The sequence below is a fragment of the Chryseobacterium sp. Mn2064 genome (genome assembly GCF_049319685.1).
In the GTDB taxonomy this organism is placed as follows: Bacteria; Bacteroidota; Bacteroidia; order Flavobacteriales; family Weeksellaceae; genus Chryseobacterium.
Window position 1 is genome coordinate 1,020,391 of sequence record NZ_JBMOUE010000001.1, and the last position, 13,409, is coordinate 1,033,799.

The 13,409-nt window shown below is 36.7% G+C and carries 9 protein-coding genes; 4 read left to right on the top strand and 5 right to left on the bottom strand.

Annotated elements, in window-relative coordinates:
• Window positions 1-52: 52 nt before the first annotated feature.
• From ACL9RH_RS04440 to ACL9RH_RS04455, 4 genes are all read right to left on the bottom strand, one after another.
• Complete coding sequence (locus tag ACL9RH_RS04440; protein WP_422692132.1) at window positions 53-841, bottom strand: hypothetical protein; 789 nt, start codon at window positions 839-841, stop codon at window positions 53-55.
• A gap of 186 nt (window positions 842-1,027) precedes the next feature.
• On the bottom strand, window positions 1,028-2,485 hold the full coding sequence (locus ACL9RH_RS04445; RefSeq protein WP_422692133.1) for an LptF/LptG family permease: 1,458 nt from the start codon (window positions 2,483-2,485) through the stop codon (window positions 1,028-1,030).
• 99 nt (window positions 2,486-2,584) lie between these two features.
• A complete protein-coding gene (locus ACL9RH_RS04450; RefSeq protein ID WP_422692134.1) occupies window positions 2,585-3,232 on the bottom strand; it encodes a LolA family protein in 648 nt (215 codons plus the stop codon).
• Window positions 3,233-3,295: 63 nt separating this feature from the next.
• Window positions 3,296-5,890, bottom strand: a complete 2,595-nt coding sequence (locus ACL9RH_RS04455) for a DNA translocase FtsK 4TM domain-containing protein (RefSeq protein ID WP_422692135.1) — start codon at window positions 5,888-5,890, stop codon at window positions 3,296-3,298.
• Window positions 5,891-6,448: 558 nt separating this feature from the next.
• On the opposite strand from ACL9RH_RS04455, the gene ccsA reads away from it, so the two are divergent.
• The 3 genes from ccsA to ACL9RH_RS04470 all read left to right on the top strand — a co-directional run bounded on the left by ccsA (window position 6,449) and on the right by ACL9RH_RS04470 (window position 11,373).
• On the top strand, window positions 6,449-9,712 hold the full coding sequence (gene ccsA, locus ACL9RH_RS04460) for a cytochrome c biogenesis protein CcsA (RefSeq protein ID WP_422692136.1): 3,264 nt from the start codon (window positions 6,449-6,451) through the stop codon (window positions 9,710-9,712).
• A gap of 521 nt (window positions 9,713-10,233) precedes the next feature.
• A complete protein-coding gene (locus ACL9RH_RS04465; RefSeq protein WP_422692137.1) occupies window positions 10,234-11,100 on the top strand; it encodes an SPFH domain-containing protein in 867 nt (288 codons plus the stop codon).
• An 84-nt stretch (window positions 11,101-11,184) separates the two neighbouring features.
• Entirely contained in the window at window positions 11,185-11,373 is a 189-nt protein-coding gene (locus ACL9RH_RS04470) for an Arc family DNA binding domain-containing protein (RefSeq protein ID WP_422692138.1), read from the top strand.
• 83 nt (window positions 11,374-11,456) lie between these two features.
• Here ACL9RH_RS04470 and ACL9RH_RS04475 read toward each other — a convergent pair whose 3' ends face one another.
• The gene (locus tag ACL9RH_RS04475) at window positions 11,457-11,660 is read right to left on the bottom strand and encodes a hypothetical protein (protein WP_422692139.1); all 204 of its coding nucleotides are present in this window, start codon (window positions 11,658-11,660) and stop codon (window positions 11,457-11,459) included.
• 135 nt (window positions 11,661-11,795) lie between these two features.
• Here ACL9RH_RS04475 and ACL9RH_RS04480 point away from each other — a divergent pair, with 135 nt between their 5' ends.
• Entirely contained in the window at window positions 11,796-13,346 is a 1,551-nt protein-coding gene (locus ACL9RH_RS04480) for an aldehyde dehydrogenase family protein (protein WP_422692140.1), read from the top strand.
• The last annotated feature ends 63 nt before the right edge of the window (window positions 13,347-13,409 follow it).

Consider the following 13,409-nt stretch of genomic DNA (forward strand, 5'->3'; position numbering starts at 1 on the left):
TCAATAAAACCGCTTTTCTTTTATAAAATATCTTAGTTTGTAGAACTGACCATTATTTACAGTTTTCGTTGTAGTCATAAATCACTTCATTGATGAGAGTCATTTTATCTGTCATAGAATTACTGATCTCTTCTCTGATGAATTTTCCAAGGCCTGTTCTTTTTTTCTCTTCGTTTTTCAGCGAGCCATATTCGCCTTTGGTTACTTTTGCTTTTGTATAAGGACAATCCGCAATGATGATTTTTGCTTTTGCGGGAGTAAGTTCTTCTACTTTTCCTCCTTTTTTAGAGTAGATATAGTTAGGATATTTCTGCAGTCTTTCGGTTTCTTCTCTGGATACACCATTGGCACTGTTGGCTGTAACGGATGACGGATAGCCGTATAGTTTATATACTGTAATTTTACCTTCTGCTACAACTTCTGCAAACTGAGAACTTCTTGAAAGGTTATTGATTGCTTTTAAGCCTGCACTCAATCCTGTTATATCGTCAGAAGTAGTATTCAGTGCTTCTCTTGCGTTCGAGTATTTTACAGATTGAAAAACTCTGGGTGTGTCTCCTTCATACACCATATATTCTTTGATATCGTCAGCGTCGTAGTTTTTATATTTGATTTTGTTTTTTACCTTATCGATATCAGCAGGGGCCGCAAATTTCACTTTCAGCTGATTTTGCCATGGGCTGTAGTAACTTCCGTGAAGCCTTACAACACCTTCAGTCTTTTTTCCTGCTTTATCAATAATGTATCCATATTTTTCTCCGTTATAAGATGCTGTTTCTTCCTGAGCATAGCTATTCAGGGAAATAAGCCCTAGTATGGCCGTAAGTAGTAATTTCTTCATGGTTATATATAAATCTTCAGCAAAGATAGATTTTTCATTCAATATAATCATGAATTCAAAATTTCTATAAAAAAAGAAAGCTTTATGATCTCTTTATCTTGAAATGGTAATGAGTTCTATATTCTAAAAAAACAAAAGATCCGGACATATTCCGGATCTTTTTTATGGTTGAATTTTAAATTACATTTATTGGTATCGCTGATGTTCTTTATTCTTAACAAAGAGTTTCGTAATAGGCTTAAAGAACACTTTGTATTTTTCAGCATCAAATAACTGTGAATCGGTGAGCGCTTTATAAGTCATCCAGACTCCAAAAGGAAGAAGGATAAAGTTAGGAAGCCATGCTGCCAGATAAGGATTTAATTTTCCGCTCCATGACATGTTTTCCACTCCTACATTCATAACGTAGAATATAATGAAGATCACAATCGCAATAATCACCGGAAGTCCCATACCTCCTTTTCTGATAATAGATCCTAAACTCGCTCCAATCAAGAAGAAAATAATACAGGTAACCGAATAAGAAATAATCCTCTGCTGGTAAATCACGACTTTACTGAAGTATTTTACATTGGTGCTGAACTCATTCTTTTTAGATTCCAGCGTGGTTTTCAGGTTCTCTAATCGGTTGTAAGAATAGTAGATCATATCCAGTTTCTTATCACTTTTTACAGAGTCTAATTTGATCTGAGCTTTAGGAGCAACCTTATGTTTGTTTCCCTTGTCCATGTAACTGATCACCGAGTTGGTTTGGCTCAGTACTTCATATCCGATATTATCAAAGAATTTTTTATTCTCTTTTTTGCTTCTGTCGACCGTTTCGTTAAGCTGGTTATACGTCTGAAAACGGTAATCATCTGTGATCTGCTCTTTTTCAATCGCTTTATTAATGATTTCACTGATGTCGAAGTGAGAAACCAACGTGTCAAATTTAATAGCCTGATCCGGTTGTTTCTGTCTTGCATTATCGCCTTTTCCTGCAAAAGCATCTTCAAATACATATCCATTATAAAGAACAAGTTTCAGGAAGTTTTTATTGCTGGCAGGAACAAACTGTCCTTTTTCAGCTACTACAGACTGTTGGTTTTCATATGTATTTGCTTTTTTGTGAACAAAAACTCCTTCAATATTTTCACCATTTTCACCATAGATCTTGTCAAATTTTACCATGTACCCGGGAATCTGATCAATGAACTGTCCTGGCGTAAAGTTGATAGCAGGCTTCGTCTGAGCAATATTGAAAAGCATATTTTTAGCCTTTTTCTGAAAATCCGGAATGATATTATTGGAAAAGAAGAAAAGCATTACAGCAAGTATGGTAGCAATCCCAAATAGAGGTGTCATAACTCTGGTTAAAGGAATTCCCGCAGCTTTCATTGCGGCAAGCTCATACCGTTCCCCAAATTCCCCGAAAGACATGATGCTAGCCAACAGGATGGTAAGTGGGAGAACCATACTGATAACGTTCACCCCAAGATAAAAAAGAAGTTTCAGGATCTGCCAGTAGCTTAATCCTTTTCCCATAAATTGCCCCAATTGAACCCAGATAATGTTTACAATAAAAATGAAAAACAATACGCTGAATATAAAGAAAAACGGTCCAAAGAAGGTTTTTATGATATATCGGTCTAGTATTTTTAACATGCGCCAAAATTAATCAAAAAGCCACAAATTTTACTTGTGGCTTTTTATATTTTGTTATTTTTTTTCTAAAGTGGATTCAGAAATCTGCCTTTTTACTTTTTAAAGTTCTGTAACTACGTAGTTTTTGTATTTATTTTTATCAAAAACAAACATGTTAGGATCCAGCTGTTGGTTCTCTTTGTACTCCTTGATCGCAATTACAGCAACATCTTTATTGCTTCCGTGCTGTTCCAGTTTTACCATTTGTTTCTTTGTAGAATCTACAAAAAGATAAACCGCCGTTATTCCGTTTGATTTTACTGGAGTCAGTTTAATGAAGTCGGCATTCACTCCGTTTACCATTTTCTTACCGTTATAAGTTACGTTATAATCATTTCTGTAAGTCGTAAGGTAGTTGATAGGGGAGAACATGGTGCTGCTTCCGTTAGGTTTGGCAATCGTTACTTCCATATCATCCGAATTGATGTTATAGATTTTACTTCCGTCGAAGATCTGTTCTGTATCCATGATCTTCAGTTTGTATTTTTCACCGGCAGCATAGTAGATCCCAGGTTCTGTTTTGGTCACCTGCCCGTTTAGGCCGCTTCCAAAAGAAAATTTGAAGTAAGAATTCTTTTTAGAATTATAATTGGCAGTAATATCATCAAGAATCTTTTTAGCTTTAGCATCAATCTTCTGAGCATTGGCCATTCCTACTGCACCTACTACAAAACTTCCTAATATAACTTTTGAAATAATATTTTTCATTTTTCTATTTAATAATCTTTAGACATTTTTTAATTGTAAAGGTTAAAACCTTCAGTTTATCCCTTAGCTACGCAGATCTTCCAAAAACTGTTCCAAAGAATGAAGATCACTGATCAGAACTTCTCTGGCTTTAGCTCCATTAAAACCTCCTACAATTCCACTGGCTTCCAGCTGGTCCATAATTCTTCCGGCTCTGTTATATCCCAGTTTCAGCTGTCTCTGAAGCATTGAAGTAGATCCTTGTTGTGTAGAAACAATAATTCTTGCAGCATCTTCAAATAAAGCATCTTTTTCATTAGGATCAAAAGTTCCGGCTGAGCTTGATGAAGAATCTTCAGAAACATATTCCGGAAGTAAAAATGCTGAAGTATATCCTTTCTGCTCTCCAATGTATTCTGCGATTTTTTCTACCTCTGGTGTATCTACGAATGCACACTGAAGTCTTAGAATTTCATTTCCGTTGAAATACAGCATGTCTCCTTTACCAATCAGCTGGTCCGCTCCCGTGGAATCGAGAATCGTTCTTGAATCTACACTGGAAATTACCCTGAACGCAGCCCTTGCCGGGAAGTTGGCTTTAATCATACCTGTAATTACATTTACTGATGGTCTTTGCGTAGCAACAATAAGGTGAATTCCCACGGCTCTTGCAAGCTGCGCCAGTCTGGCAATCGGTAATTCAACCTCTTTTCCTGCGGTCATGATCAAATCTGCAAATTCATCTACCACCAATACGATATAAGGAAGGTATCTGTGTCCGTTTTCAGGATTCAGTTTTCTTTCTGTGAATTTCTTATTGTACTCTTTTAAGTTTTTACAGAAGGCGTTTTTAAGAAGGTCATATCGGGTATCCATTTCAATACACAGAGAGTTCAGGGTATTGATCACTTTATTGGTATCTGTAATGATGGCTTCATCTACATCCGGAAGTTTTGCCAGATAATGTCTTTCAATTTTTGAATACAATGAAAGTTCCACTTTCTTAGGATCCACCATCACGAACTTCAGTTCACTAGGATGTTTTTTATAAAGTAGGGAAGTAAGAATAGCATTAATCCCGACAGATTTACCCTGACCTGTCGCTCCTGCCATCAATAAGTGAGGCATTTTGGCAAGGTCGGCCATGAAAACTTCGTTAGAAATCGTTTTTCCGAAAACTACCGGAAGATCCATATCCGTATTCTGGAATTTGTGAGAAGCAATTACCGAACGCATAGAAACCATCGTAGGATTTTTTCTTGGTACTTCGATACCGATGGTTCCTTTTCCAGGCATTGGTGCAATAATTCTGATTCCCAATGCTGAAAGGTTCAAGGCAATATCATCCTGCAGTTTTTTAATGGCAGCAACTCGGATCCCTGCTTCAGGTACAATTTCGTATAATGTAACGGTTGGTCCAATGGTCGCTTTAATTTCTGCAATCCCTACATTGAAGTTCTTCAGCAGTCCTACAATTTTATTTTTATTTTCTTCTAATTCTTCTTTATTGATAGAAATTTCCTCATTCCCATAATCTTTCAGTAAATCTACAGGAGGCATATGGAAGTTGGCAAGATCTAATCGGTGATCATAAAGACCATGTTTCTCTACCAGTTCCTGAGACTTTCTTTCTGAATCATCAAGAGTATCAATTACCGGAGCTACTTCTACATTAAATTTAATATCTTCCACTACCGGAGCTGCTGTTGAAGCAGTCATTGCAGGTGATGGAGTTGATGGTCTGATATCAAATGCCTCCTCCGGGCTCGAAACCGGAACAACTGGTTTGGGAGAAATATTTAAATTGAGAGGTTGTGAAAAATCTTTAGGCTCATTATCAAACGAAGTATGATTAGGAGTAACAATCGTTTCTATCTCAGTAGAAGCAGCCTCTGAAAATCCTTTAGGAGTATTGATCTGAGGTTGTGGTTTTGTGATATTGATAGGATTTTGAGGTGGAGTATTGGTTACTTCACTTACAGTTACATTAGGAGCGATTACTTCCTTTGTCTCTGATTCTTCTATCTCTTCTTTCAGTTCTTCATCTGCTTCAAAATCTTCTTCAGAATCCGGGATCATAGATTTTACTTTCCCAATCGTATTTTCATTAATTTTATTCAGTTTAGCTTTGATGGAACTTGGACGAAGGTTGAATTCCAAAATGAAATATAAAAGAATACTTGCGGCCAGTACTGTCCATAAACCTACCGTTCCGATAATGGCATTCAAATAATCCATGATCTGATAACCATACACACCTCCTAAAACACCCTGACCTTTTGTAAGTGCTCCCATAAAAATAGGCAGCCAGCAGATAAAAAACAAAGAGTGACCGATGGTCTTCCATGGCTTGAAAACTTTCTTTTTAAGGATAAGGGTTCCTACGACTAAAAATAAGAAGGCTATAATGAATGAAGCGATACCGATACTTTCAAAAATAAAAATATTTCCCAGCCAGTCTCCTGCTTTACCAAATACATTTGAAGATTTTATACTTTTATCAAGCATGGTACCTGCCTGGCTTTGATCTGCTTTCCAGTTCATTAAATAAGAGATGAAAGAGAAGGCAAGAACGGCCGAGAAAAGTATAAAAGTAAGCCCGAAAAAAATACGTGGCTTAGATAAAATTCTGCCTGTATCAGGCAATTCAGTCGGTTTTTTTTGTGTCTTTTTGTCCATAATATCAATGTGGCAAATTTAATGTTTTTTCAACACTAAATGAATCTTTTTTACTCTAAAGAAAGCCTAATTTAGGGTTATTTTTTTTGAAATGAAACGGAATTTTAAGATATTTTTCTTATATCATTTCGAACCCTCAATAAAACGTGATCTGAGGTTTATTTTTTACAACAAGAACAAATATTGATCCAAGTTCCAATGAAAATTTTTCAAGCTTTAAAATCATAAATATTTATTAAAATTTGAAAACTATTTCCTTTGAGAATGGATTTTTTATGAATAATTTTTTAGATTTCACGTTGTTTTTATTGTAAAATGATGTAAATGTGCTTATTATGTGTTTTTTGAACATCGCCATATAGAAGGTTTCAATAAGCTGAATAGGAATTATAAATGTATATTTTTTCGGATTTCAAAATTGAATTTTCCCTAATGTTTTCAGGGTTATTAAGAATGGTTCAAAATAAGCTGAATAGGCTCTAAAGTGATAAAAAACAGCTTTTTTTGAGCTCTTTGTGGTTTATCATCCTTATTTTTGCATGTCAAGTACAATAAAACATGAAGAAGCTCCAAGATATTATTATCTCAACCAGGACAATGGCTGTATTGTTACTGGGGTACGCATTTGCGATGGCTTATGCAACGTTCTTAGAAAACGACTACGGAACTCCTACAGCAAAAGCATTAATTTATGAAGCAAAATGGTTTGAACTGATCATGGTGCTGCTTATTCTTAACTTCATAGGAAATATCGGAAGATATAGACTTTGGAAAAGGGATAAATGGCCCGTTCTGGTTTTTCACCTCGCCTTCGTCTTCATTTTCATTGGGGGAGCCATTACCCGATACATTAGCTTCGAAGGAACGATGCACATCCGAGAAGGGGAAACTTCCAATGAAATCGTAACGGATAAAAATTTCTTTAAAATCCAGGTCGAAGAAAAAGGAGATGTTCTTAACTACCAGGATGTACCTTATCTGATGTCGCCGTTACACAAAGATTTCCAGGCAACGTATGACTTTCACGGAAAAGAAATAAAAGTATTCGCTAAAGAATACATCCAGAGAAAGAAAGACAGCTTGGTAGCTGAGCCCAACGGTGCTGAATATCTGCATCTGGTTTCTACAGGAAATACCGGAAGACAGAATATTTACATTAAACCGGGAGAAACCAAATCAATCAATGGAACTCTGGTAACGTTCAACAGAGCGATTGATGGAGCTGTTGAATTTAAAAATGAGGAAGGAAAGTTAATGATTAAAACTCCTGTAGATGCAAGCTATATGACGATGGCTACGCAGGCAACAGGGAATACCGTGAAAAACGAATTTCAGCCTTTAGCGTTGAGAAGTTTATATACCATCAATGAGTTGAAATTAGTTGTTCCTGAAGGTCTTAAAAAAGGAAGACTGATTGCCATTGAAGGAGACAGAAAGAAAGACATCAATGTTCCGGATATGCTTCAGATTGAGCTTCAGGGACCTAAAACAAAACAACTTGTTGACCTTTCTGTAGAAAAAGGAAACCCAAATGCTTACAAACAAGTAACCATGGACGGTTTGAATATCATGGTAGGATTCGGACCTAAAGTGTATAATACTCCTTTCGCTCTGAAACTGGATGATTTCGTAATGGAAACCTATCCGGGAAGTTCATCTCCAAGTGCTTATGAAAGCCATGTGAAAATTATTGATGAAGGAAAAGAAACTCCTTATAAAATTTATATGAACCACGTTCTTAACCATAAAGGATACCGTTTCTTCCAGTCAAGTTTTGATCCGGACAGAATGGGAACCGTTCTTTCTGTAAACCACGATTATTGGGGAACTTTGATTTCCTATATCGGGTACGGACTTCTATTCTTAGGAATGTTTGTGATCTTCTTCTGGAAAGGAACACACTTCTGGAAATTGAATAAAATGTTGACTGATGTTAACAAAAAGAAAGGAAAAGCAGCAGCTGTACTATTGTTATTCTTAAGTTTAGGCTTAAATGCTCAGAAAATTGAAACTCACGGTACAACAGACGGAAGCACAGAGCATGTCCATGTAGAAGGTGATGGCCATACGCATGCTCAGCCTATTGATGGCGCTTCTCCTAAGCAGCAGAACTCTTTGGCTACTCCAATGGGGAAAATGAGATCAATTTCTCCGGATGAGATTATTGCCAGAAACAAAATCAGCAAAGAACATGCTGATAAATTCGGATATCTTTTGGTTCAGAACTTCGAAGGAAGAATTATTCCAATGAACACGCAGGCTTTGGAGGTTTTAAGAAAACTTTATAAGCATGATAGCTTCAAAGGAACAGACGGAAAATCTTTGACGGCTAACCAATGGTTCCTTTCAATTAATACGGATACACCAAGCTGGACAATGGTTCCAATGATTAAAGTTGGACCAAAAGGAGGTGATGAATTAAAGAATAAAACAAAGGCGGATGAAGACGGTTATACTTCACTAATGAACCTTTTCCCTGCGGATGCTAACGGTAACCTGAACTATATTCTGGAACATGATTATAATACAGCATTCCGTAAAAAACCGGCTGAACAAACCAATTATGATAAAGAAGTAATTGCGGTTAACGAAAGAGTACAGATCTTTAATGAGTTTTTCAGCGGACAGTTTATGAGAATTGTTCCTGTAAAGAATGACGCTAATCATACATGGCACTCATGGCTGGATCAGAAATTTGAACCGGACATGGAGTCTCAGGAAGTGATGGGGCCTTATTTTGCAGAAGCACTTAACGCTCAGAAAACTGGAGATTGGACTAAGGCAGATGCAGAATTAGCGAAGCTTTCAGATTATCAACAGAAATGGGGAAAAGCAGTAGTTCCTACAAAATCTAAAGTTGATCTTGAGGTTTTCATGAACAAAGCAGATATCAACTTCAAATTATTGATTTTCTATACCATTATTGGAGGTCTTCTTTTAATTCTTGGGTTTGTTGAATTATTCAAGCCAAGTAAAGTCTTGAAGAAAGCGATTAAGGTTATCATTGCAGTTGGTTTGATTGGATATATTTGTCATTTCCTTGGTCTTGTAGCAAGATGGTATATTTCAGGACACGCTCCTTGGAGTAACGGATATGAAGCCATTATCTTTATCTCATGGGTAGGTATTACAGCAGGTTTAATTCTTTACAGAAATGCAAATGCATTGATTCCTGCCTCTGGATTTATGGTTGCCGTTATCATGATGGGATTTGCGCATGGAGGTTCAGCACTTGATCCACAGATTACGCCGCTTGTTCCGGTTCTGAAGTCTTACTGGCTAATTGTTCACGTAGCAATTATTACCTCAAGTTATGGTTTCTTTGCCTTGTCAATGATTATTGCTGTACTATCTTTAGTATTCTATATTATTTCAAATAAAGAAACATATAAAATTCACCACGATACAACATTGAAAGAATTGGTAATCGTTTCTGAAATGTCATTAACAATTGGTCTTTTTGCTCTGACGGTTGGAAACTTCCTTGGAGGAATCTGGGCCAACGAATCATGGGGAAGATACTGGAGCTGGGACCCTAAAGAAACATGGGCTTTCATTTCTATTATGGTGTATGCTTTCGTATTGCACATGAGATTGGTTCCAGGACTGAGAAGCAGATGGGCGTTCCACGTAGCAACAATGTTTGCTTTCTGCTCAATGGTAATGACTTATTTTGGAGTGAACTATTACTTAAGCGGATTGCACTCTTACGCAGCAGGAGATCCGGTACCGGTGCCAGCATGGGTATACATTGGAGTCTCAGTAATGATCCTTCTGTCAGCAGTTTCTTATGTGAAGTTTAAAGCATTAACTAAGAAATAAAATGTTGATTATATAATATAAAATCCCGGAAAGTAATTTCCGGGATTTTTTTGTTCATACTGTTTCTGACTTTGGATTAAGCTGTCCTAACGCTATGTTCGCAATTATTTTGGTGATGAGTTGTCGTTCGCAAAGGCGTTTCACTCAGCAAGAGAAGGCGGTGGTTTGGTTAAGCTGGAAGTTTTCTAAAATGTAAAGAACTTGTATTTTTCTAAGCGCTAAGATTTACAATGATTTTGGTGATGAGCTGTCTTTCGTAAAGGCATTTCACTCAGTACAGAAACTAGCGGTCTTAGCTAAACGAAGTGGCTTCGCGAACAAAAATATAATGTATCCTAATAAATTAACCTCGCGAACTCTGCGTTAGTTAAAAATACCTGAATCTTATATCCCATACCTCCTAATCCCGAAACTCACTGCTCACACCACATTCCAAAAAATCAAAATTTATCATTCATAATTCAAAATTCATTAGTATCTTTATGATATCAAAATAATATCAAATTAAAAACTGAATTTATATGGAAAAAATCTTAAAACCCATGTCCGGCTATGTGACATTAGTGATTTGTCTCATTTTGTTTATAGCTGCCGTTTACTTTTTCATCAGCGGAGTAGATCAGAGTATTACTTTCGTTGTGTTGGCAATGCTTTGTTTTCTTACTTCCTGCTTCTTCCTGAAAGGACTTATGATTATTCAGCCTAACCACTCAAGAGTGTTGAATTTCTTTGGAAAATATGTAGGAACAGTGAAAGAGAATGGTTTGTTTTTCATCAACCCTTTATATTCATCACAGAAAATGTCTCTCCGTTCAGAAAACTTACAGGGACAGACCTTGAAGGTAAATGATAAAATGGGAAATCCTATTGAAATTGCCGTAGTTATTGTATGGAAAGTAGGAGATACTTATAAAGCAGCTTTTGATGTTGAACGCTATTCTGATTTTGTAAAAATGCAGAGCGAGGCAGCAGTGCGCCATTTGGCAATGAGTTTCCCTTATGATAATTTGGAAGATGATCACGCTCCGATTACCTTGAGAGAAGGAGGAGATAAGATCAATTCTATTTTGGAGCAGGAACTTACAGACCGCCTTTCAAAAGCAGGAATTGTCATTCAGGAAGCGAGAATTTCACACCTTGCCTATGCATCAGAAATTGCCGGAGCGATGCTTCAGAGACAGCAGGCTACAGCTATCGTTGCAGCAAGAACAAAGATTGTAGAAGGAGCTGTAGGAATGGTAGATCTTGCACTGAAAAAACTTTCCGAAGACAATATTGTAGAACTTGACGACGAAAGAAAAGCAGCAATGGTAAGCAATTTAATGGTGGTTTTATGCGGTGAAAAAGCTGCAACCCCTATCTTAAATGCAGGAACACTTTATAACTAAAAGTGAAACAGTAACAATTACATTTTACGGTAGATTTTCTCTACTTTAAAATAGGCAGATAATCTTTTTAAAGAAATTTAGAGAATGAAATCAGAAAAAGCTCAGAACTCTTCAGAAAACAAAGCCAAGAAATCCTTTGTCATAAGAATAGATGAGTCTACGTACAAACTTCTGGAAAAATGGGCCAATGATGAATTCCGAAGTGTAAACGGACAGATAGAATATCTACTGCATCAAAGCCTTGTGAATTCGGGGAGAAAGAAAAAAGACTAATCTTACCCTAAAAAAGAACCTTATTATAAAAATAAAGCAGAGAACATTATTCTCTGCTTTATTTTTTGTGGTATATCAAGTATTTATTCAAATAGAGTGGTAAAGTAATTACTGATCACAGTCCAGAAATTTTTTCCCAGGAAATAGATCAGAGTGGAAGTAATGATTCCTTTTACGGTAAAGAATATAATTCCGCCTATTCCAAACTTCTTTACAAGGCTTTTCCATTTCGAGCCCTTGTTTTCTTTTGTCGTATTATTATCTTCTATTGTGCTGTTATTTTCCATTGCTGAAATTCAAAAGATTACCTTACAAAGATAAGCATGTTTATAATTAGTCCAAATAAAAAACACATTAAAAAATTAAAGTTTTGAGGTTCACATAATATTTTTATCTTTAGAGAGAACGAAAAGTAAGATTTTATGTCAAAAAAAGTAAAGGATTTCGGAATCGAAAAAACACTGAAAAACTTAGGGATTAAAGAAGAAAATAAAGGTACCTCAGTAGGTGGTAAATATTTCGCTTCAGGAAAGGTGATAGAAAGCATCTCTCCTGTGGATGGAAAACTAATCGCAAAAGTGAAAACTTCCGGAGAAAGTGATTATGACAAAGTAATTGAAACTGCTCAAAAGGCATTTCAGGAATTCAGGCTGATCCCAGCTCCTAAAAGAGGAGAAATGGTAAGACAGCTGGGATTAAAGTTAAGAGAATATAAAGATGACCTTGGAAAACTGGTTTCCTACGAAATGGGTAAATCATTACAGGAAGGGCTTGGAGAAGTACAGGAAATGATCGATATCTGCGATTTTGCAGTAGGTCTTTCAAGACAGCTTCAAGGGTATACCATGCACTCAGAAAGACCAGGTCACAGAATGTACGAACAATACCATCCTCTTGGAGTAGTGGGAATCATTACCGCATTCAACTTCCCGGTTGCCGTATGGTCTTGGAATACAGCATTGGCATGGATCTGTGGAAACGTAACAATTTGGAAACCGTCAGAAAAAACACCACTTTGTGCCATCGCATGTCAGAATATCATGATGGAAGTTTTAAAGGAAAACAACCTTCCTGAAGGCATTTCAAGCGTATTGGTATCCGATCACGAAATCGGACAGAAATTGGTAGATGATAAAAGAGTAGCACTGGTTTCTTTCACCGGTTCTACAAGAGTAGGAAGAATGGTTTCTTCTAAAGTAGCAGAAAGATTCGGAAAATCAATCCTTGAATTGGGTGGAAACAATGCCATCATCATCACAAAAGAAGCAGACATCGATATGTCTATTATCGGAGCTGTTTTCGGAGCTGTAGGAACTGCCGGTCAGAGATGTACTTCAACAAGAAGACTGATTATCCACGAAAGTGTATATGACGAAGTGAAAACAAGATTGGTAAAAGCTTACGGGCAGCTGAAAATCGGAAATCCATTGGATGAAAAGAACCATGTAGGTCCTTTGATTGACGTAGATGCTGTGAACCAATATTCTGAAGCCATTAAAAAATGTAAAAAAGAAGGTGGTAAATTCGTTGTAGAAGGCGGAGTACTAAGCGGAAAAGATTACGAGTCCGGATGCTATGTTCAGCCTTGCGTTGCAGAAGTGAAAAACTCTTATGAGATTGTTCAGCATGAAACTTTTGCACCGATCTTATATTTGATCAAATACAAAACGTTAGAAGAAGCTATCGCTATTCAAAATGATGTTCCACAAGGATTGTCTTCAGCAATCATGACACAGAATCTTAGAGAAGCAGAATTATTCCTTTCTCACGCAGGTTCAGATTGTGGTATCGCCAATGTAAATATCGGAACTTCAGGGGCTGAAATCGGAGGTGCTTTCGGTGGAGAAAAAGAAACAGGAGGAGGAAGAGAATCAGGATCTGATGCCTGGAAGTACTACATGAGAAGACAAACTAATACTATAAATTACACCGCACAACTTCCTTTAGCACAAGGGATTAAATTTGACTTATAAAAGTCTTACTTTAAGCACTCAAAAAAACAATAAAAATTAATAACCTGAATGGTTTGATGTGTC